Raw genomic sequence first — 20185 nt, forward strand, 5'->3', positions numbered from 1 at the left:
CGCAGCCCTGATCGACCGGCTGGGCTTCGACACCGTCGACGCCGGAACCCCGGCCCAAAGCTGGCGCTTCGAACCCGAGTCCGGCGCCTACACCCGGATCTACCTCGCCGACCCCGACGTGCCCTTCGAGCAGATGACGCAGGCCCCCGCCGCCCCCGTGTCGGCCCACAGGCTGCGCGCCGCCCTGGAGGGGAGCCGACGGGTGAAGGTGGCCGAGCGCACCTTCTGACGGCTCGCGACGGGGCCTTCACCGGTTCTGTGGCAAAGGCCCCGCTCGTCTGTCTAGTGCGCCCCGTCGAGAACACCGGGGGTGTCGTGCAGCACGACGCTCTCGGCCAGCGGCTCCCGTCCCATCCGGTACTCGCCGGCGGGGCCCTCGGGGTCGGCCAGGCCGAAGGAGATGCCGAACAGCAGCTTCATCTCCGGTTTGACGCCCAAGGACTCACGTACCACGTCGGCGTAGAAGCCCAGCATCGTCTGCGGGATCCCCGCCAGGCCTCGTGCCTCCAGTGCGAGCAGGAAGGTCTGCGCGTACATGCCGATGTCGCCGGCCACACGCACCCCGTCACCGAACTCGGGCATGAACAGCAGCGCCACGTGGGGGGCGCCGAAGAACTCCAGGTTGCGCAGCGCGGCGTCGTGACGCCCCTGTGTGTCGGAGCGCTCCACACCCAGGGACCGGTGGTACGCCGCGCCCTGCCGGCGGGCGCGCTCACGGTAGACGCCTTCGCCGAAGTCGGCGTAGTCGAAGCTGAAGTCGGAGGAGATCCGGCCCGCCCTGTCCGCTTCCAGCAGTGCGGCGCTCAGGGCGTCGCGGTGCGCGCCCGAGACGACGTGCACCTGCCAGGGCTGGGTGTTGCAGTTGGAGGGCGCCCTCTGGGCGTCCTCCAGCACCGAACGGATGTCGGCCGCGGGCACCGGGTCGGGGAGGAAGCCCCGGACCGAGCGCCGTGAGCGCACGATGTCGGTGAAGGAGCGGGGACTGTTCGACACAAGGGTTCCTCTCGAACGGAATCGGCTTGCGCGGGTGCCGCGAGGCCACGTCCGGTGGCTGACGGCAGGCGCGCCGCTACACTAAGACCTGACATGGGTGTCAGGGGCAAATCGGGGAAGGCCGCCCGCGCGGATCGGTGATCTCGCGCAAAGGACCGGGACCAGCGTGCGGTCCCTGCGCTACTACGAGCAGCAGGGCATGCTCACCAGCGAGCGAAGCGCGAGCGGGCAGCGCCACTACGACGGGTGGGCCGTGGACCGTGTGCTTCTGATCAGGCAGTTCTTCGCCGCCGGGATGAACAGCAAGGCCATCGCCGCGCTGCTGCCCCACATCAAGGACCCCGGGGAACGCTGTTCACCGGCCGTGCTGCGCCAAGTCACCGCCGAGCCCGAACGCATCGACGCCCAGGTGGAGGAGCTCGCCCACGCGCGCCGGACCCTGAGCGGTCTGATCAAGGCCACGCAGGAAGCCATGGGCGGTGCCCGGGCCGCCTCCTGAGCACCCCTTCGGTGGCATCCGATCAGGTCGGCGCCGCACTGACTTCAGCGGCGACACCGTCGACGATGACGATGACGAGGACCGCGTCGACGTGGCGAACGACCCGGTGTTCCGGGGTGCCACCCGGGAACGGGTCATGGCGGTGGCGCAGGAGGGCGGGGCCGTCCTGATGATCGCGGACGGGTGCGCTCAGGCGGTACCGGCGGCGCTCCGGGTCCGTGCCGCGACGCCGGGGGGCGCGGTGCTCTCGCGCTCGACGACCTCGCCCCGGACGGTGATCACGCGGGCTTGGTCACCGGGGTCGTCGTCCAGGGCGAGAACGGCCGCCCGCTCGCCCATCTCCTCCAGGGGGAGGCGCACGGTCGTCAGCGCGGGGGTGAGGTCGCGCAGGGTCGGGATGTCGTCGAACCCCGCCACCGACAGGTCCTCGGGCACCCGCAGCCCCAGGTCGCGCAGGGCCGCCATCGCCCCGGTCGCCATCACGTCGTTGACCGCGAACAGGCAGGTGGCCTTGGTGCCGACCGCCATCAGGCGGCGGGTGGACTCGTAACCGCCGTCGCGGGTGAACGCGCCGTGCACCACGTTGTGGTGGGCCAGCTCCAGACCCGCGCCCGAGAGGGCGGAGTGGAACCCGTCCAGGCGTTCGCGGGCCGTCCACAGGTCGGTGGGGCCGGCCAGGATGGCGAACTCGCGGTGCCCCTGGGCGATGAGGTGGCGGGCCAGGTCGGCCGCTCCGGTGTGGTTGTCGGGCGTGACCGTGTCGGCGGGCAACCCCTCCTGGGACACGCACGCCACCCGTCCGCCCTGGCGGCGGAACAGGCGGATCTCCTCGGCCAGGCGGCGGTTGCTCTCGTCGTCGGTCGAACGCGATCCGACCAGTACCACGGCGCGCGCCCTGTGGGAGCGCAGGGCGGCCAGGATGCGCCCCTCCTTCTGGGCGGAGCGGTTGGTGGTGCCCAGCACCAGGACCAGTCCGCGCTCCTCGGTGTGGCGGGTGACCCCCGCCGCGATCGAGGAGAAGTAGGGGTCGGAGATGTCGTGGACGAGCAGCCCGACCAGCGAGCTGCTGTTGCGGGCCAGCGTCTGGGCGGAGGCGTTGGCCAGGTAGCCGAGTTCCTGGGCGCTGGCGGTGACCTTGTCGCGCAGACGCTGGCTCACCTGGCGGGTACTGCCGTTGATCACCCTGGACGCCGTGGCCAGGGACACCCCGGCGTGTTCGGCGACCTGTTCCAGCGTCACGTAACCGGACTCCACACCGCTCCCTCTTCTGCTTCGGGCCACTGGGAAAACTCTTTCCTAGCGTAGCGGAGCCATCGACTTGTTCACGGCCGGTCGGGTCTCACAGGGTCGTGGTGGGCATCTGGTCCCGCCAGGTCCGGGTGGGGTTCCAGCCCAGGGCGGTGCGGGCGGCCTCCGAGGAGAACGCGGAACGGCCGTCGGCCAGGGACGCGGCCGTCTGCGCCGTGGAGGGGTGGAACCGGGGCAGCAGGTCGTGGATGGGCCCCTCCGCCAGCGGGTCGGGCGCGACGGCGTTGAACACCTGGCCGTTCGGCACCCGGTCCGGGTTCTCGACCACGAGCGCGAACAGCTCGGCGGCGTCCCGCGCGTCCACGTAGTTGAACAGGGAGGTCGCCGCCAGGGAGGGGTCGGCCAGGCGTTCGGCCATGGTGTGCCCCAGCTGGGTGACGGCACCCTGCCACTCCTCGGGGGCGACCACGTATCCGGGGCGTACGCAGGACAGCACGCAGGTGTCGGCGGTGCGGGCCAGGGTGCGCACGGTCTCCTCGATGATGGCCTTGCTGAGCCCGTAGGCGTGCCAGGGCGCGACCGGGTGCTCCTCGTCCAACGGCAGCGCGCGGGGCCGCCAGGAGGGGGTGTTGTACCCGTAGACGGTGGGGCTGGAGGCCGCCACCGCGGAGTGGGCCCCGTGCGCGACGGCGGCGGAGAGCACCGCCCAGGCCAGCCCGGTGTTGACCTGGAGGGTTTCCACGTCGGGGCGGGCGAAGGGTACGGCGATCCCGGCCAGGTGGACGACGGCCTCGGGTCGCGCCCGGGTGAAGGCGTCCTCCCGGGCCGCCTCGTCCAGCAGGTCGGCGACGATCCCGGTGGCTCCGGAGGGGTGGTCGGCCTTCGCCGTGTCCACCGACGTGACCGCGTGGCCGCGGTCGACCAGGGTGGACACGACGCTGCGGCCGAGCCGCCCCGAGCCTCCGGTGACGAGGACGCGCATGGGTGCTGCCTTCCTTCTCGTACGGCGCGTGGGCGCCGTGGTCGTCCACAGGCCGTTGACGGGCCTGGTGGCGCCCGCTCCGCGGGCTTAGCCTTTTGTTATGGGGGGTTGTTGTCCGGACCGCTTCGTGCTGCCCGGCCCCGGTTCCCTGCCGCGGCGTACACGGGGACGCCGGAAGGGAGGGGCCGGGGACCCCGGCCGGTGGTCGCGAACCCCCGGTCCGAGACCCCGCGGCTCCGGGATTCTCCGGCCCTGCGGGTCCACGGTCCCACGGCCCGCCGGGGCGGCGTCCGCGTTCTTCGGCGCACGATCTGCGAGCGCCCAACCGGAGCGCTGGTTCCCGTCCCGGCAGGTCCGGTAGCGGCCCCGGGCCCCGCCCGCCCCGGACATCTCGTCCTCAGGACCGGCGTCCGGAGCGCCCGGGGCCCGTGCGGCCTCTCAGGCCGGCGCCCCGATCGCCCTCGCCAGGTCTCCTGCGTCGGCGGGGTGCCCGTCGTGCACCGCCACGCGCAGTCTCCGCTCCAGCCGACCGCCCTCGGGCAGGGGCAGCCGCTCCTCCCAGGCCAGGGCGGGGCCCACCCCCGGGTAGTCCGAGGCGCGCAGGAACCACGGGTCGCGGTGCTCCCCGGGCTGGACGAAGACGAGCGTCCACGGGGCACCGGAGCCGTCCGTCCCGGCCAGGGCCAGCCACTCCGCGCGGGAGCCGTGCAGGGCCTGCTCTCCCCGCAGGCCGCCCGCACCGGTGACCGCGGGGGGCTCCGTGCCCAGCGGGGCACGCCAGAACAGTCCGCCGTACCCCGCCCCGGGGCGGCCGTTCGTGGCGGGGCTGCCGATGCTCAGCTCACGCCCCGAGGTGTTGGCCAGTTCCACCCGCAGGTCCAGCGCCCAGGTGCGGGCGTCCACCTCCAGGGCCCGCGTGGTCCGCCGCTCGCGCAGCATCTCCCCGCCGTCGGGCCCGGTCCAGGACAGCTCCTCCACCCGTTCGCCGTCCTCCTCGACCGGCCAGGCCACGTGCTCCTGGCGGCCGTGGTTGTCCAGCAGCACCGACCCCTGGTCGCGGACGAAGGTGCGCCCGCCCCAGAAGCTCACCCCCGACACGTCGGGGACGGCCACGCCGACCCCCAGGTGGTGCAGGTGGTCGGCGGGAAGGTGCTCGGTGACCTCCGTGCCCCCTCGCGTGCGTACGGGGTGCAGGTAGGGGCGGGGCGACAGCCGGGGATCGATGTCGGTGCCGTCCCGCTGGAGGGCCAGGACGGCACCGTTGAGGGACAGGGACGCGGTCATGAGCGGGCCTTCGTGGTCGGTGTCGTCGCCGCGGCCCCGGGGAGCCACGCGGGTTCGAGTTCGGAGAACAGTGCGAGGGTCTGGGCGCTGCGCTGGACGAGCGTGGTGATCCCGTCGACGGTGCGGTGGGTGGCTCCGTCCTCGCTCCACACCCTCTGGTGGTCGAGCGGGATCGGGGCGGGGGCCGGGGCGTGCCGGACCGCCTCCAGCACGTGCATGAACCCCCGGGTGGCGTCGGGCGGCACCAGTAGCGGAGCACCCTCGCGCAGGTGGTCGACCAGGTTCTCCAGTAGTCCCGTGCGCGGGTGGACGGTGGTGTCCGGCGCCCGGCCGGGGCGGTGCAGGGTGACCCGGTCCAGCGTGTAGTCGAGGTCGATCCGGCCGCGCTCGCCGTGCACGACCAGGCGCGGAGGCTGGCTGTCGGGGGCGCACAGGCTCACCGCGAGCGTGATGACGGTCCCGTCGTCGGTGCGCAACCGCAGGCAGGAGGTGTCGTCGCTCTCGATGGGGTGGGCGTGGAACAGCTCCAGTTCCACATCCTGCGGTGCCTGCGTGGCGGCGCCGGCCACGGCCAGGGCCGTGGCCACCGCGTGCGCGAACGGGTTGGTGAGCGCCCCGTCCACGACGTCGCGGCCGTCCATGCGGCGTCGCCCGGCCCAGGGGGCGCGGTCGTAGTAGGCGGAGGTGCGTTTCCAGGCGCCTTCGCCGCCGATGCCGCGTACCCGGCCCACCGCCCCGCCGGTGATCAGGTCGCGTACGGCCGTGATCGCCTGCGAGCCCAGGCTCTGGAACCCGACCTGGCAGGCGAGGCCGGAGGCGTCGACGGCGGCGCGCAGCTGCTCGAACTCCTCCAGACCCGCCGTGGTGGGCTTCTCCAACAGCAGGTGGGAGCCGTGGTCCAGGGCGACGCGGGCCAGCGGCAGGTGGGTGTGGATGGGGGTGACCAGGATGGTGATCCGGGCACCGGTCTGGTCGATGGCCCTGCCGAGGTCGTCGAAGTAGGGGACGGGGCCGTGGCCCTCCAGGTCGTCGCCGGGGTCGGGGGGACGGCTGTCGCAGACCCCCGCAAGCCGGACCAGCCCGCTGTCCCGCAGCGGGAGCAGGGTCCGCAGGTGCGAGCGGCCGTGGCCGTGCAGACCGACCAGGAGTACCGGAACGGGTCCGTCCGGTGCCCCGTCCCAGGGCCCGCTCACCGGTCCGTCCCGAGCAGGTCGGCGATCCTGACCGGGGCCCCGGAGTCGATGGAGGCGTTCGCGGCGAGCCCGGTGAGCAGGGCGTTGCCGCCGTCGGCGTGGTCGGGGCGGATGCCGTCGTCGGCTCCGCCGAACAGGGAGTCGAGCATGACCTGGTCCCCTCCGCCGTGCGGGCCCTCGCCGACCGCGATGGGGATCTCCTCCGGCGGCTGCCAGTGGCGGCGCAGGACCAGGCGCGCGAAGGTGTGGTCCTTGGGGGCGGGCATGCCGCGCACGGGGGTGGCCTCGTCCTGGTGGGGGGAGGTGTGGTCGAACTCGGTCATGTCCAGCTCCAGCCGGCCGCGGCTGCCGGTGATGGAGATCCGGTAGCCCTCCCAGGGAGCGTAGGCGACCAGGTGGTAGCTCAGCTTGGCGCCGGTGTCGTAGCCGACCAGGACCGACATGTCGTCCTCGATGGTGATGCCGGGGCCGAACACGTTGAGGTCGCGGCGGTAGCCGTCCTCGTGTTCGGCGTCCAGGTACAGCGCGGTGAGGTCGGCGCTGTCGCCCATGTGCAGGGCGAAGGGGTCGGTCTCGGCGGCGGGGGAGTCGTGCCCGCGCTCGTAGTCGCCGGCGAGCCCGTGGCGGCGTCCGTTCTCGTCGCCGTAGAAGAACAGGCGGCCCCAGGCGAACACCTCGGTGGGCCGGGCACCGATCCACCAGTTGACGAGGTCGAAGTGGTGGCTGGCCTTGTGGACGAGCAGTCCGCCGGACTGGGTCTTGTCGCGGTGCCAGCGGCGGAAGTAGTCGGCGCCGTGTCGCAGGTCCAGCAGCCACTCGAAGTGGACGGAGCCCACCTCTCCGATGGCCCCGGAGGCGATGAGGTCGCGCAGCTGGCGGTGGACGGGGTTGTAGCGGTAGTTGAAGCCGACGGTCACCCGGCCCCCGGTGCGGGCCTGGGCCTCGTTGATGCGCCGCAGCCCGTCGAGGTCGGCGGTCATGGGCTTCTCTGTGATGGCGTCGAGGCCGGCGTCCAGGGCGGCGACGACGTAGTCGGCGTGGGTGCGGTCGACGGTGCACACGATGACCTCGTCGACCCTCTCCTCCTTCAGCATGCGCGTGAAGTCGGAGGGGGAGTAGGTCGGCACAGGGTCGAGACCGGCCTCGGTCACGATGCGGTTGTGCACGGCCATCCGGGTGGCGTTGGTGTCGCAGAGGGCGACCAGTCGCCCGCGGTCCCGGTGGGTGCCGGTCAGCGCCCATGTGTACATCCGGGCCCGGGAACCGGTGCCGACGATCGCGTACCTGCGTGGAGTGGTGTCGTTCACATGCTGCATGGTAAACGCTTTCCACACAAAACGACAGGGGTGCACCGCGAGGAACTGGCCAAATCCGGAACCCGCACCGTGAACACGCATACCGGACCAGGCGGGCACCCAGGGTGACGCCCGTCGCGCGGGGAGCCCTCGGGAGTGCCTTCACCGGCTCGTTCCCACGCTGTGAGGGGGGCGCGAACGGTAACGATCTGGGGTGTGGATCACACTTGTGGGGAAACGAGTCGTTGACACCCATGTAACCCGGTGCTAGAAACTGAACATCCTAATACTTGGATAGCGCTTACCAGAACGGCTCAGCCCAGTTCATCCCGTGTTCTCGCACACACAGCGCCCGTGTCCTTCCGAGTGAGATTGGCTCCCCATGAATCCAGGACCGAACGCCACCGGTCGCCGCCTTCCGTCGGCCCTCCGGGACGGCGGAGCGCCGTGAGCGCCCTGCTCCAGCGGGGGAGGGCGGCGGCTCCGGACCAGGCCGCGCCCGAGTCGCGTCCCCGCCGCGGAAAGAGCGCCGCCCCACGCGCCAGACGCGAGAACCTCGCCGCCTACGGCTTCCTGGCCCCGTGGTTCATCGGCCTGGCGTTCATCACCGCGGGCCCGCTGCTGGCCTCCCTGTACTTCTCCTTCACCGACTACAACCTCATCGGTGAACACCAGTGGGTCGGCGCCGAGAACTACGAGCGGATGATCGACGACACCCGGCTGCACAGCGCGCTCAGGGTCACGTTCGTCTACGTGTTCGTGTCGGTACCGCTCCAGCTGGCGCTCGCGCTCGCCCTGGCGATGGTCCTGGACCGCGGCGTGCGGGGCCTGCCCCTGTACCGGTCGGTCTACTACCTGCCCTCCCTGCTCGGCGGCAGTGTCGCCATCGCCATCCTGTGGCGCCAGGTGTTCGGCGCCGAGGGCCTGATCAACCAGGTCCTGGGGTTCTTCGGGATCCAGGGCGAAGGATGGGTGTCCCACCCCGACTACGCGCTGGGCACGCTGATCGTGCTCAACGTGTGGACGTTCGGCGCACCCATGGTGATCTTCCTGGCCGGACTGCGGCAGATCCCCGCCATGTACTACGAGGCCGCCTCCGTGGACGGCGCCAGTGCGCTGAACCGGTTCTGGAACATCACCGTTCCCATGCTCACCCCGATCATCTTCTTCAACCTGGTGCTCCAGATCATCAACGCCTTCCAGACCTTCACCCAGGCGTTCATCGTCAGCGGCGGTACCGGAGGCCCATCGGACTCCACCCTCTTCTTCACGCTCTACCTCTACCAGCGCGGCTTCGGCGCCTTCGACATGGGTTATGCCTCGGCGATGGCGTGGCTGCTGCTGATGATCATCGGAGGGTTCACCGCGGTGAACTTCCTGGCCTCCAAGTACTGGGTCTTCTATGGCGACTGAGACAACGGCCCCCGCGACCTCCAGCAGGCGCCTCGGGGCCCGACGCACACGACGGCTGCTCATCCACATCGGGCTCATCGGGTTCGGGCTGATCATGCTCTACCCGCTGCTGTGGATGCTCTCCAGCTCCTTCAAGCCGACGGCGGAGATCTTCCGCGCACCCGGGCTCATCCCCGAGACCTTCACCCCGGGCAACTACACCGAGGGGTGGACGGCGCTCCAGTTCCCGTTCCACCACTACCTGCTCAACTCGGCGGTCGTGGTGGCGGGATCGATCATCGGCAACCTCGTCGGATGTTCGATGGCGGCCTACGCCTTCGCCCGCCTGGAGTTCCGCGGCAAGCGGCTCTTCTTCGCGGTCATGCTCGCCACGATCATGCTGCCGATCCACGTCGTGATCGTGCCGCAGTACATCCTGTTCGCCGAACTGGGCTGGATCAACACGTTCCTGCCGTTGATCGTGCCCAAGCTCCTGGCCACGGACGGGTTCTTCATCTTCTTGATGGTCCAGTTCATCCGGGGCCTGCCCAAGGACCTGGACGAGGCCGCGCGCATCGACGGCTGCGGACACGTGAGGATCTTCTTCCAGATCATCATGCCGCTGTCGCTGCCGGCCCTGGCCACCACCGCGATCTTCACGTTCATCTGGACCTGGAACGACTTCTTCAGCCAGCTGATCTTCCTCACCAGCCCGGACATGTACACCGTCCCGGTCGCCCTGCGCACCTTCGTCGACTCCAGCTCCCAGACGTCCTGGGGGCCGCTGTTCGCGATGTCCGTCGTGGCACTCGGCCCGGTCTTCGGGTTCTTCCTGGCCGGTCAGCGATACCTGGTCAAGGGCATCGCCACCACCGGAATCAAGTAGTCGAAAGGAAACCGACCCATGCACGCACACCCTGGCGACGGGCGCCCCCGGGCCCGCCGTCGCAGCACCCTCCTTCCCCTGGCGGCCACGGCCACCGCACTCGTGATGGCCGTCACCGCCTGCGGAGGGGACTCGGGCTCCGAGGACGGCACCGTCGAACTCCGCTTCTCCTGGTGGGGAGCAGACGACCGCCACTCCAGGATGCAGCAGGTCATCGACGTCTTCGAGGCGGAGAACCCCGACATCCAGATCGTCGGTGACTACACCGACTGGGGCTCCTACTGGGACCGGTTGGCCACGAGCACCGCGGCCAACGACGCACCGGACATCCTCATGCAGGAGGAGCGCTACCTGCGCGAGTACGGTGACCGGGGCGCGCTGGCCGACCTCACCGAGTTCGAGGACGTGCTGGACCTGTCGAAGATCGACCCGCTGGTGGCCGAGAGCGGCGACCTGGACGGCCAGACCTTCGGCGTCGCCAGCGGTGTGAACGCGTACGCGATCCTCGCCGACCCGCAGGCGTTCGAGGACGCTGGTGTGGACATGCCCGACGACGAGACGTGGACGTGGGACGACTACGTCGAGATCTCCGAGCAGATCAGCGAGGCCAGCGGCGGCGAGATCGTGGGCACGCAGAGCATGTCCTACAACGAGTCCGGGTTCCAGATCTTCGCCCGGCAGCATGGCGAGAACCTGTACGCCGAGGACGGCTCGCTGGGCTTCTCCCAGGAGACCATGACGGAGTGGTTCAGCATCACCGAGCAGCTGCTGGAGAACGGCGGCCAGCCGGGCGCTGCCGAGAGCGTGGAGATCGAGGGCGGCGGTCCCGACCAGTCGGTCCTGTCCACGAACCAGGGCGCCATGGCGCACTTCTGGACCAACCAGCTCGGCGGTATCAGCGAGTCGTCCGACCGCGAGATCGAACTGCTGCGCTACCCGGGGGAGACCGAGGGCGAGCGCACGGGGATGTACTTCAAGCCCGCGATGTTCTACTCCGTCGCGGCCTCCTCCGAGCACCCGGAGGAGGCGGCCCGGTTCGTGGACTTCATGCTCAACACGAACGCTGCGGCCGAGCTGACCCTGGCCGACCTCGGGCTGCCCGCCAACGTGGACGTGCGCGGGCACATCCTCAACTCGCTGCCGGAGGCGGACGCGCGCAGCGCCGTGTTCCTGGCCGACATCGAGGGCACGATCGTGGACGGCAACCCGCCGCCCCCGATCGGCGCGGGCCAGGTCGTGGAGATCACCAAGCGGGTCACCGACGACATGGCGTTCGGGAACCTGACCCCCGAAGAGGCCGCGGAGCAGTTCATGACCGAGGTGGAGGCGGCCACAGGGGACGCCTGACCAGTACCCTGACGTGAGTGATGGCCGGGCCCGGTGGGAGAGACACGTCTCCCACCGGGCCCGGCGGCGTGTGCGGGAACGGTGCGGGTCCCGCCGTGCCCTTCGCGTGGCCCGTGTCCGCAAAAGTCAGGGCGGGGCGGTGACACCGGTGGGCCCGGTGCGGGCGGAGGGGGTGCCCTTCGAAGGTGCGGGAGGGCCGGGCACGGCGGTCTGGGCGATGAACGCACCGGTGACGATGACCGTGGCGCCCAGGATCTGGACCGGGGTCAGGGCCTCGTCGAGGAGCAGCCACGCCAGCACGATCGCGGTCACGACCTCCAGGTAGGCGACGCCCCCGGCGACCTGCGGGGACAGCCGCCTGATCGCCGAGACCCCGGCGAAGTAGGCGATCGCGGTGCACACCAGCCCCAGCCACAGGGTCAGGGCCCAGCCGGGCACGTGGAATCCGCCCAGGGCGACCGGGTCGGCGAGCAGGCCCCAGGGGATCGTCCAGGGTCGGGCGAGGGCCCCCAGCAGGGCGGTGGCGACCAGGGAACCGAAGGCGATGACGGCGAGCGGGTCGGTGTCCTCTCCCATGCTGTCGCCCAGGAGGAAGAACGCGGCCTGCGCGGCGGCGGAGCCGAGCGCCAGGGACACCCCGATCGCGTCCAGGCGCATGCCCGCCCAGACCTCCAGCAGCAGTCCGAGTCCGGCCACGGCCAGGACGACGCCGAGGACGGCGGCGGGGGAGACCCTGGTGCGGCGTACCACCCGCAGCCACAGCAGAACCAGGACGGGACCGAGGAACTCGATGAGCAGGGCGATACCGACGGGGATGCGGGCGATGGCGGCGAAGTACAGGGCCTGGACGCCGGCCATCGGGAAGACGCCGTAGGCCAGGACCAGCAGGGGGCGGCGCCGGGCGACGCGCCAGTGGGCCAGGGCGACCGGAAGGAGTAGGAGGGCGGCCCCGGCGACCCGTAGCCAGGTGACGTGCAGGGAGTCCATGCCCGCGTCCAGCAGGGGGCGGGCGAACACGCCCGAGCCGCCGAAGGCGAGTGCCGAGGCGAGTGCGAACGCCAGTCCGGAGGGGCGGTGGCGTGCGGGGTTGGCGGACACGTGACTGCTCCGGGGGAGTCATGGGGGGAGGGGGCCTGGGCAGAGCATACGGTCGGCGCGGTGGCGCCCGCAGGGCGGCCCTCAGTCGCGGGCGGCGAGGGGGGTCAGGTCGAGCTGTGCCCAGGCCACGTCGTGCCAGGCGCCGTGTTTCCATCCCACGCGCGACATGACGCCGACGTCCTCGAAGCCCAGGGCCCGGTGCAGTCCGAGGCTCGCGTCGTTGGGCAGGGTCATGCAGGCGATCGCGACCCGCATGCCGCGCTCGGCCAGACGGGGCAGGAGGGCCTCGTACAGGGCCCGGCCCGCTCCGGTGCGGCGTCGCCCCTGCGCCAGGTAGACGCTGACCTCGCAGGTCCGGCGGTAGGCGGCGCGTGTGCGGAACGTGCCGCCGTAGGCGTAGCCGAGGACGCCGTCGGTGTCCTCCATGACGATCCAGGCGTGCTCGCGCTGGGCGGCGGCGATCCGTGCCGCCATCTCCTCGGCCCGGGGCGGGTCGATCTCGAACGTGATCGCGGTGTCGGTGACGTAGGGGGTGTAGATCGCGGCGCAGGCCTCGGCGTCCGCCGGGGTCGCGTCGCGGACGGTGAGGGTCGGCAACGAAGTCATGGTCATGATAGTAATCCGAAACTGACACTATAGTGACCGCATGAGCGACGAACTGGGTTCAGCCCTCGCCCTGGCCCTCAAGGAACTCCGCCGCTCCCGCGGTCTGAGCGCGGCGGCGCTCTCCGAGCTCTCCGGCGTCTCCCGCACCATGGTCAGCCGGATCGAGAACGGCGACGTGCAGCCCACGGCGTCCCTGCTCGGCCGCCTGTCGGCCGCGTTCGGCATCACCCTCTCCGAACTGATCGCCCGCGCCGAGCAGGGCGACCGGCGCCTGGCCCGTTCCCACGAGCAGCCCACCTGGACCGACCCCGGCACCGGGTACGTGCGCCGCGCGGTCTCCCCGACCGCGGGAGGCCCGATCGAACTGGTGGAGGTGGAGCTCCCGGCCGGCGCGCGTGTGGCCTTCCCCGTGGAGGCCTACGTCTTCACCCACCACCAGATCTGGGTCCTGGAGGGTGCGCTCGCCTTCCGTGAGGGCTCCGCCGAGCACGTCCTGGGCGCGGGGGACTGCCTCCAGCTGGGTCCTCCCCAGCCGTGCGAGTTCCACAACCCCGGCCCGGACCCCTGCCGCTACCTGGTGGTCATCGCCCGCCGGGGGGCCTGAGGACGTGGGGGCGCCGCCCCGCGACCGACCGGAACCACCGGTTCCCGGCACCGATCCGAACCGCCGCGAGGGGCCCCTCAGCCGGGCCCGGCACGGTGCGCCGGCCGTCGCGAACCCGCCCGCGAGGGCCGAGCGACGGGGCTGGGACCCGCGGCGCACGCGGCCCGGATCAGCCCCGTTCGCATCAGCCCGGTACGCATCAGGCCTGGCCCACCGCCCGCGCCAGGGCCGCCGCCTCGCCCCGGGAGGAGACGGCGAGCTTGTCGAGGATGTTGTGCAGGTGGTACTTGACCGTGTGCTCGCTGAGCACGAGCCTGTCGGCCATCGCCCGGTTGGACAGCCCCCGCGCCACCAGCGATAGCACCTGGCGTTCCCGGTCGGTCAGGTCGGCCAGTACCGCGGGGGGTTCGGGCGCGGCTGGGACCAGCGGGATCCGCGCGGTGACCGTGGTGCCCCAGTGCGGATCGCTGTCCACCTCCAGGGCGCCGCCCAGGGGCGCAACCCGCTCGGCGAGCACCGCCAGGGCGGAATCGGCCGCGTCGTGCGTGCGTCGGCCGTCGTCGCGGACCGCGATGTGCAGGGACGACCCGTCCACCGACCAGGACAGGCGCAGCCGTGTGGCGTCGCTGTCCTGGAGCAGGGTGACCAGCGCGCCCCGCGAGACGGTGCGCGCTGCCTGTGCCGTGTCCCTTGCCAGAAGCAACGTGCTGTCCGGCGGGCGCAGGTCCACGCTCTGGGGATGGTGGCGGGCGACATCGCCCAGTTCGCGGCCGAGCACAGCGAACGCCTCGTCGGCCGGTTGCGCGCTCAGTGCGCGGTCCACCTCGGTGTCCCTGCGTACCCGCACCAGCGCCTCGGACGCGGTGCGCACGGCCTCGTCCCGCGCCTCGCGGTCGTCCAGCCGCTCCGAGCGCAGTGTGCCGAGCAGCGACGTCAGGACGGCCGCGTGCACCTCGGCCTGGTCGGCGAGCGCGATCGCGATGATCTCCCACAACGACACGACCGCCCGGACCCCGGGGGAGCCCGCGGCGGTCGACGCCGGGACGCCCACCAGTACCAGCCCCGCGCCGCTGGTGCTCTCGGCGGCGGAGGGGAGCGCGAGGACGCGCCGGTCGGCGCCGCCGAGGCCGACCTCTCCGGTCCACCCCGCCGGCGGGGCGTCGGCCAGGAGAGCATGTGCCCGCGAGGCGGTCAGCGCCGAGACCGCCGCCGCCGGACCGCTGCGCTTGACCGGCGCGCGGGCGCAGGCGCCGGTGAGCATGACCGCGCCCAGGTGCGGGACCAAGCGCCCGATCTCGGCGGAAAGGCTGTCGAGAACGTGCGCGCGGGGGGCCGTCAGCACCCGTTCCAGGGCGCGGGCCGTGTGCCGGTGGTCGATCACGTCCCCAGACTAGGGGACCCGCACCCCCTGGACCCCAATCGTATGGCTAGTGGACACTGATCGAAGGATCAGCGCGCAGCCGGGCGCGGAGGGCGCAGGGTGGCTGCGCGGGATGCGAGGCGGTCCCCACCTGGGACCGCGGCCCGGTCCCCGTCACCGAGACCCGAGATCCGAAGGAAGAACCATGCGTGCTGTCAGCTTCTCCGAGTACGGCGACCCGTCGGTCCTGACCGTCGTGGAGGCCGAGGTCCCCGAGCCCGGCCCCGGGCAGGTGCGGGTGGCCGTCCGTGCGGCCGGGGTCAACCCGATCGACGTCAAGCTGCGTTCGGGGCAGATGGCCCAGAACATGCCGCTGTCCCTGCCGCACGTGCTCGGTCTGGAGGTGGCCGGTGTCGTGGACGCCGTGGGCGAGGAGGTCACCGACGCGGCCGTCGGCGACGCTGTCGCGGGATGGGCCGTCGGCGGCGGCTACGCCGAGTACGCCGTGCTGTCCACGTACGCGGCCAAGCCGGACGCGCTGACCTGGCAGGAGGCGGCGGGTCTCCCGGTGGCGGGGGAGGCCGCGGTCCGCGCGCTGCGCGTCCTGGACCCCCGGTGCGGAGAGACGCTGCTGGTCAACGGCGCGTCGGGCAGCGTGGGCACGATCGCCGTCCAGCTCGCCGTCGAGAACGGCGTCACCGTGGTCGGTACGGCCGGGAGTGCGAACCTGGACCGGGTGTGCGCGCACGGGGCGCTCGCGACCCCCTACGGGGAGGGACTCGCCCGGCGCGTGCGCGCGCTGGCGCCCCAGGGCGTGGACGCCGTCCTGGACGCGGCCGGGCACGGGGCGCTCCCCGACGCGATCGCCCTGCGCGGCGGTACGGACCGGATCGTCACCCTCGCCGACCCGGCCGCCTTCGACCTGGGCGTCCCCTTCCTCTCCAAGACGGATGACCAGACCACGCAGACCCTGGAAACGCTGCTGGGGGCCGCGGCCGAGGGGCGGATCACCCAGCCCGCGTCCCGGGCGATGGGGCTGGAGGAGGCCGCACAGGCCCACCGGGAGTGGGAGCGGAAGTCCTTCGGCAAGATCGTCCTGGTTCCCTGACACCTCCGCTCAGGGACGTGTCCGCCCACCTGCGACAGGGCTCCGACTCGGTGACGCGCCGGGCCACGCGGCGTCGTCGATCGCGAGCCATGGAGCGACAGCCACGGCCGTGGGAGTGCACCCGGTGAAGGACTTGACCTCGCGGTGCAGGTGGGACTGGTCGACGTAGCCGCTCTCGGCGGCAACACCGGCGGCGGCGTGGCCCGCGGCGAGAAGGCGGGCGGCGTGGTCGAACCGCACCAGTCGGGCGGCGCGTTTGGGCGTGATACCGAGCTGGGCACGGAAGCGGGCCGACAGGCGCTTGCGGCTCCAGCCGACCTCGTCCGCGAGGCCGTCGACCCGCGCTCGCCCCCGGCTGGAGCACACCTGCTGCCAGGCGAAGGCGACCTCCGGGGCGACCGCTGGGCGGGCGTACAGCCGTCGGCCGAGGATCTCCCCCGCGATCGTGAACCGTTCGTCCCACGACGCGGCGGCGCGCAGCCTGTCCTCCGCTCGTCCGGCGTCGCGGCCCCAGACGTCCGCTAGGGACACCACGGTCCCGGTGAGCCCGGTCGCCGTGCCGAGCACGGCAGCCGCTGCGGCCGGATCCAGCCGGATCTGGAGGCACTCGCCCGTCAGGCCACCGGTCCGGAGGTCGCCGGGGAGGAGCCCGACCACGACACTGCCGCGCCTGGATCGTCCACGGGTGCGGTAGACGGGGCCTTCTCCCTCGCTCAGGTCGATGAACAGGCTGACGGAGGGGTGCGCGACCATGGCGATGTCCATGAACGCGGAGGCACTGTAGCGGAACCCGGCCATGCTGCTGCCCGGCAGCCGAGCCGACGGGAGCGGGACGGCGATGTCCATGAGCCCCCAGTCGGGTGGCGCCCCTGTCGGTGGCATAGGAAGATCCTAGGCCTCGTCGGGGACGGCGTGCCGGCGCTCTGTCGCGGTGAACTCGAGGAGCAGCTCGCCGGTCGCCTCGGGCGCTTCGAGTACGGGCATGTGTCCGACGCCGGACAATCGCTCGACCCTCGCGTTCGGCACCACGTCGTACTGGTGCGCCGACAACGGCTCCCAACGGGGATCGGCGGTACCGAAGACCACCAGCACGGGAACGCCGAGGGCAGCCAGGCGCTCGGGCACGCTCCGCTCGGCGATGTACTCCGTGTTCCGACGCAGCACCGTCCTGAACGTGCCGTACGTGGTCCCCCGCGCCTCGGCGACCATGTCGTCCGGGACATTTACCGGACGAACAGCGGTCGCCCTGATCCCCTTGCGGATCATCGCGTCCGAGCGCCCCGACCACAGGATCGGACCGAGAGGCGGGCCCAGCAGGGCCCGGAGGAGGAGCGGCTGCGGAAGGAGCGCGTCGACGCTCGGACCGCAGCTGATCAGGGCGATCGAGCCGACCAGGTCGGGACGCTGTTCGGCGAGCGCGGTGGCGACATAGCCACCGCTGGAGTGTCCGGCCACGGTGACGGAACGAAGGCCGAGGCCGTCGAGGAGCGCCGCTACCCGGTCTGCCTGCACGGACACGTCATAGGACGCCGCAGGCGGTGATTGGCCGCAGCCCGGGAGGTCGATCCGAAGGACGTGGTGATGTTCGGCGAGGGCCGGGACCATCGTGCCCCAGGAACCGCCCGAGGCGCCCGATCCGTGGATGAGCAACAGCGGCGCCCCCTGTCGAAGGCCGTCGTGGACCACATGCATCCCGTGCGCGGGCTCGGCGTCGTACTCAGTCATGCGACCGATGGTGCATGGGCCGACAGGCACCGGTCTTGTACGAATGTCGCCGTGGAGCCGACCATCTCTCCTCGGGAGGGAAGGGGGCGCCCCGGTAGCCGGTGTCGGCCAGGGCCCGCAGGTGGGTGTGGAGGGCGGGGGAGGCGGGGGTGGCGGTGCGCACGACCCGGCCGTGCCGGAAGACCGTGTTCATCGTCCCGCCGTCGAGCCGGCGCACGTCTTCGCGGGCGTCGTCGTCGGGGCCGGTCGCAGGGGTCATCGTTCTCCGGGGATTGCGGAAAACCTGTGGCGGCTGGGATGCGTCAAAACTACAGTCCTGGCCGGTGGAGAGGGAGGGTGCGTGAGGCGGTCACCGCAGGAGAAGAAGGCCCTGAGCTATGCCAGGGACCGGCGCAACGTCTACGGCGAGAACGACAAGAGTTCGCGTCGGAGCATCTCCGGGGCCAAGCGGAGGGTGGTCCGGGCCAACCGCCGGGCGCGGACGATCGCGCTGGCGTCCGCACGCGGTGTAGCGGACGCGGGGGCCGGGGCCGCGGCGCAGGAGCGGTTCGAGCGCCGTCGGCCCAAGAGGTGGCAGAAGTGGCCGGACGCGCCGCTGGCGCAGTACGTCGAGTTGACCCTGGCGCGCCGGAGCAGGGCCGAGGGCGGCAAGGGCCGCAGCGCCGAGCGCCTGGCGAGGGTCCGCCGCGCGGTCGCGCCGCCCGGGGCGCTGACCCGGCGTTTGCGGCCTGGGAGGGGCGACCCCGTGTGTGGTGCGCCCGCTGGCGGGCCGGGGGTGGGAAGGCGCCGGCAGGGTTTTCCACAGCCGCACCCGAACCCGTGTTCGCTCCACTACTGTGGGTTGTGAAAGCAGTAGAGCCCGGCAGGTGCTACCAACACCGGCGCCGGGCTCTGACCCCCAACCTGGCACAAACAGGGAGGCGGCTAGTGGTGGAGTGTATCCAACCCGGCCCCGATGTCACGGCCATATCCCGCATGTCGTGTCCTTCGCGTATTCCGGAGGAGGCGGCCAGGCCCCCGGCCGACCCCGGTAGGGAGCGCCGGCGCCCCCCGGGTGCCATGCGCGGTGTCGGCTTCATGCCCTCGCTCTGGATCACCGACGCGCTCAAGGCCGGGTTGCTGCCCAGCACCCGCGCGCACGCCGTCGCGGCGATCATCGCCGACGCCGTCGACGCCGACGGGCGCTGGTGCTTTTTGTACCTCGACACGATCGCGGAGCGCTCCGGTGGGACCGTGGGCGTCTCTACCGTCAAACGGGCGATCGACGACCTCGTCGGCGCGGGCCTGGTGCGCAGGCTCGATCCGCTGCGGGCACGCCTGTTCTTCTATGACGACATCGCCGCCGGGCGCCGGTGGCCCGACCGGCTGCCCCCGGTGCTGGAGCTGTTGATCCCCGCGTCGGCGTACACGGCCCAGGCGCTGGAGGAGGTCAACCAGGTGCGTCGCGAGCTGGGGGAGGAACCGCTGACTGCGGCGTCGCGACCCTACCCGTCGGTAGGAACGACAGTTCACACTGACCGGAACGACAGGTCAGAGCGACCTACAGACCTTTCCCCTGTAGACCCCTCCCCGATTCATGGTTCCGTCCGGGGGAGCGACACCACAGGGCGCGTGGCCGCTCGGGCCTACGCGCGGGGCGTCCGCCCCCTGCCGTTGCCGGTCACTGGTCCGGCACCGGTGCCGGACCCCGCGCCACCACCGCGCTCCGTGCCGGCGCCGGCCTCGGGCGGGTTCGCCCGGCGGCTCCTGGAACGGATACCGGACGCGGCGCTGCGCCGCCCGGGGCCCGACCGCCAAGCCCTGGCCCGAGCCGTGGACCGGCTCGCCGGGCAAGGGCTGCCAACGGCCGATCTGACCGCGCTCCTGGAGGGCGCCGAGGCCCTGCGCAGCCCGTTCCCGGCGCTCATGCGCCGCCTGGGCAGCGTGCAGGACGCGCGCGGGTTCCTGGACGGCCGCCTCGGGGCGGGCGTGCGCCGTGGCGGAGGGGGCGCTGCGGCGCCGCCCACCGGCGTCGGGGTCCCCGCGCCCCGGCGCCCCGACGAGGGCGACGCCTTCGCCCGCCCGCCCGCGTTCGCCGTCGGTCCCGACGGGGCTGCGCCGCGCACCTGTCCCGACCACCCGGGTGTGCGCAACGTGCCCGGCGGGACGTGCCGGGTGTGCGGCGCGCCCTGCCGGAGCGTGCCCGGCGAGATCCTCCACCCGCCCAGCGGCCCCGGGGCACCCGCCCCTGCCCCGTGGGCGCCTTCGCAGGGCGCGGCAGGGCTCGGCGGGGGTGGTGGGCCGGGTCGGGCGGGAGGTCCTTTGGTCGCGTCCCCGCGGGAGGACCCCGGCTCCGCTGGCACCGCCGAGGAGACCGATCCCGCGCTCCTGGCGCTCATGCGCGCCTCTCTCACCCGGGCCCACCCCCCAAGCTTGCGTCCGCCCGTGCCGACCGGTCGCGCGCCCACGCCCTCGGCGCGGGAGTCGGCCGACTCCGTGCGCCGCCACCTGAGCCGGCTCCGCAGCCGGGCTACCGGGTGAGGGGCATCGGCCGACCGTGGCCGCCGGGACCGGTCGGGATCTTCC

20 protein-coding genes and 1 pseudogene are annotated in these 20185 nt (G+C 72.3%); 9 read left to right on the top strand and 12 right to left on the bottom strand.

The window, feature by feature from the left end; translation table 11 throughout:
• Positions 1 to 229 (top strand): annotated as a pseudogene (locus tag ACFWTE_RS02645) (NADP oxidoreductase); the annotation flags it as partial.
• 53 nt (positions 230 to 282) lie between these two features.
• On the opposite strand, the gene ACFWTE_RS02650 reads toward ACFWTE_RS02645, so the two are convergent.
• The gene (locus ACFWTE_RS02650; RefSeq protein ID WP_378777272.1) at positions 283 to 993 is read right to left on the bottom strand and encodes a nitroreductase; all 711 of its coding nucleotides are present in this window, start codon (positions 991 to 993) and stop codon (positions 283 to 285) included.
• Between the two features lie 166 nt (positions 994 to 1159).
• On the opposite strand from ACFWTE_RS02650, the gene ACFWTE_RS02655 reads away from it, so the two are divergent.
• Positions 1160 to 1492 (top strand): MerR family transcriptional regulator, encoded by a 333-nt coding sequence (locus tag ACFWTE_RS02655; protein ID WP_378777274.1) that lies wholly within the window; start codon positions 1160 to 1162, stop codon positions 1490 to 1492.
• Positions 1493 to 1681: 189 nt separating this feature from the next.
• Here the strand turns inward: ACFWTE_RS02655 and ACFWTE_RS02660 are convergent, their stop codons facing one another.
• The 5 genes from ACFWTE_RS02660 to ACFWTE_RS02680 all read right to left on the bottom strand — a co-directional run bounded on the left by ACFWTE_RS02660 (position 1682) and on the right by ACFWTE_RS02680 (position 7515).
• Positions 1682 to 2746, bottom strand: coding sequence for a LacI family DNA-binding transcriptional regulator (locus tag ACFWTE_RS02660; RefSeq protein ID WP_378777276.1), 1065 nt, complete (start codon positions 2744 to 2746; stop codon positions 1682 to 1684).
• A gap of 85 nt (positions 2747 to 2831) precedes the next feature.
• Positions 2832 to 3722, bottom strand: coding sequence for an NAD-dependent epimerase/dehydratase family protein (locus ACFWTE_RS02665; protein WP_378777278.1), 891 nt, complete (start codon positions 3720 to 3722; stop codon positions 2832 to 2834).
• Between the two features lie 438 nt (positions 3723 to 4160).
• On the bottom strand, positions 4161 to 5006 hold the full coding sequence (locus ACFWTE_RS02670) for a PmoA family protein (protein ID WP_378777280.1): 846 nt from the start codon (positions 5004 to 5006) through the stop codon (positions 4161 to 4163).
• Positions 5003 to 6199 carry a Gfo/Idh/MocA family protein gene (locus ACFWTE_RS02675; protein WP_378777282.1) on the bottom strand — a complete coding sequence of 399 codons (1197 nt, stop codon included), beginning with the start codon at positions 6197 to 6199 and terminating at the stop codon, positions 5003 to 5005. The genes ACFWTE_RS02670 and ACFWTE_RS02675 overlap by 4 nt, the downstream gene beginning before the upstream one ends.
• On the bottom strand, positions 6196 to 7515 hold the full coding sequence (locus tag ACFWTE_RS02680; RefSeq protein ID WP_378777284.1) for a Gfo/Idh/MocA family oxidoreductase: 1320 nt from the start codon (positions 7513 to 7515) through the stop codon (positions 6196 to 6198). The genes ACFWTE_RS02675 and ACFWTE_RS02680 overlap by 4 nt, the downstream gene beginning before the upstream one ends.
• Before the next feature lie 426 nt (positions 7516 to 7941).
• On the opposite strand from ACFWTE_RS02680, the gene ACFWTE_RS02685 reads away from it, so the two are divergent.
• From ACFWTE_RS02685 to ACFWTE_RS02695, 3 genes are read left to right on the top strand one after another with little or no spacing between them, the layout of a single operon-like run.
• The gene (locus tag ACFWTE_RS02685; protein ID WP_378777286.1) at positions 7942 to 8907 is read left to right on the top strand and encodes a carbohydrate ABC transporter permease; all 966 of its coding nucleotides are present in this window, start codon (positions 7942 to 7944) and stop codon (positions 8905 to 8907) included.
• A complete protein-coding gene (locus ACFWTE_RS02690; RefSeq protein WP_378777288.1) occupies positions 8897 to 9772 on the top strand; it encodes a carbohydrate ABC transporter permease in 876 nt (291 codons plus the stop codon). Before ACFWTE_RS02685 ends, ACFWTE_RS02690 begins: the two co-directional genes overlap by 11 nt.
• Before the next feature lie 18 nt (positions 9773 to 9790).
• Positions 9791 to 11119, top strand: coding sequence for an ABC transporter substrate-binding protein (locus ACFWTE_RS02695; protein ID WP_378777290.1), 1329 nt, complete (start codon positions 9791 to 9793; stop codon positions 11117 to 11119).
• Positions 11120 to 11245: 126 nt separating this feature from the next.
• Here the strand turns inward: ACFWTE_RS02695 and ACFWTE_RS02700 are convergent, their stop codons facing one another.
• On the bottom strand, positions 11246 to 12217 hold the full coding sequence (locus ACFWTE_RS02700; RefSeq protein ID WP_378777292.1) for a DMT family transporter: 972 nt from the start codon (positions 12215 to 12217) through the stop codon (positions 11246 to 11248).
• An 81-nt stretch (positions 12218 to 12298) separates the two neighbouring features.
• Positions 12299 to 12823 carry a GNAT family N-acetyltransferase gene (locus ACFWTE_RS02705; RefSeq protein WP_378777294.1) on the bottom strand — a complete coding sequence of 175 codons (525 nt, stop codon included), beginning with the start codon at positions 12821 to 12823 and terminating at the stop codon, positions 12299 to 12301.
• Positions 12824 to 12863: 40 nt separating this feature from the next.
• On the opposite strand from ACFWTE_RS02705, the gene ACFWTE_RS02710 reads away from it, so the two are divergent.
• A complete protein-coding gene (locus ACFWTE_RS02710; RefSeq protein WP_378777296.1) occupies positions 12864 to 13427 on the top strand; it encodes a helix-turn-helix domain-containing protein in 564 nt (187 codons plus the stop codon).
• 199 nt (positions 13428 to 13626) lie between these two features.
• Here ACFWTE_RS02710 and ACFWTE_RS02715 read toward each other — a convergent pair whose 3' ends face one another.
• Positions 13627 to 14808, bottom strand: coding sequence for a LuxR C-terminal-related transcriptional regulator (locus tag ACFWTE_RS02715; protein ID WP_378777298.1), 1182 nt, complete (start codon positions 14806 to 14808; stop codon positions 13627 to 13629).
• A gap of 184 nt (positions 14809 to 14992) precedes the next feature.
• Between ACFWTE_RS02715 and ACFWTE_RS02720 the strand changes: the two genes are divergently transcribed.
• Positions 14993 to 15895, top strand: a complete 903-nt coding sequence (locus ACFWTE_RS02720) for an NADP-dependent oxidoreductase (RefSeq protein ID WP_378777299.1) — start codon at positions 14993 to 14995, stop codon at positions 15893 to 15895.
• 9 nt (positions 15896 to 15904) lie between these two features.
• Here the strand turns inward: ACFWTE_RS02720 and ACFWTE_RS02725 are convergent, their stop codons facing one another.
• The 3 genes from ACFWTE_RS02725 to ACFWTE_RS02735 are packed head-to-tail and all read right to left on the bottom strand — an operon-like array spanning position 15905 to position 17879.
• Positions 15905 to 16777 (bottom strand): helix-turn-helix domain-containing protein, encoded by an 873-nt coding sequence (locus tag ACFWTE_RS02725; protein ID WP_378777301.1) that lies wholly within the window; start codon positions 16775 to 16777, stop codon positions 15905 to 15907.
• A gap of 9 nt (positions 16778 to 16786) precedes the next feature.
• A complete protein-coding gene (locus ACFWTE_RS02730) occupies positions 16787 to 17620 on the bottom strand; it encodes an alpha/beta fold hydrolase (RefSeq protein ID WP_378777303.1) in 834 nt (277 codons plus the stop codon).
• Positions 17613 to 17879: a hypothetical protein gene (locus ACFWTE_RS02735; protein ID WP_378777304.1), complete on the bottom strand. Its 267-nt coding sequence runs from the start codon at positions 17877 to 17879 to the stop codon at positions 17613 to 17615. The genes ACFWTE_RS02730 and ACFWTE_RS02735 overlap by 8 nt, the downstream gene beginning before the upstream one ends.
• A gap of 81 nt (positions 17880 to 17960) precedes the next feature.
• On the opposite strand from ACFWTE_RS02735, the gene ACFWTE_RS02740 reads away from it, so the two are divergent.
• Positions 17961 to 18467, top strand: a complete 507-nt coding sequence (locus ACFWTE_RS02740; RefSeq protein ID WP_378777307.1) for a hypothetical protein — start codon at positions 17961 to 17963, stop codon at positions 18465 to 18467.
• A 230-nt stretch (positions 18468 to 18697) separates the two neighbouring features.
• Complete coding sequence (locus ACFWTE_RS02745) at positions 18698 to 20140, top strand: hypothetical protein (RefSeq protein ID WP_378777309.1); 1443 nt, start codon at positions 18698 to 18700, stop codon at positions 20138 to 20140.
• Positions 20141 to 20185 lie beyond the last annotated feature (45 nt).

The organism is Nocardiopsis sp. NPDC058631, from assembly GCF_042716955.1.
Classification (GTDB): Bacteria; Actinomycetota; Actinomycetes; order Streptosporangiales; family Streptosporangiaceae; genus Nocardiopsis.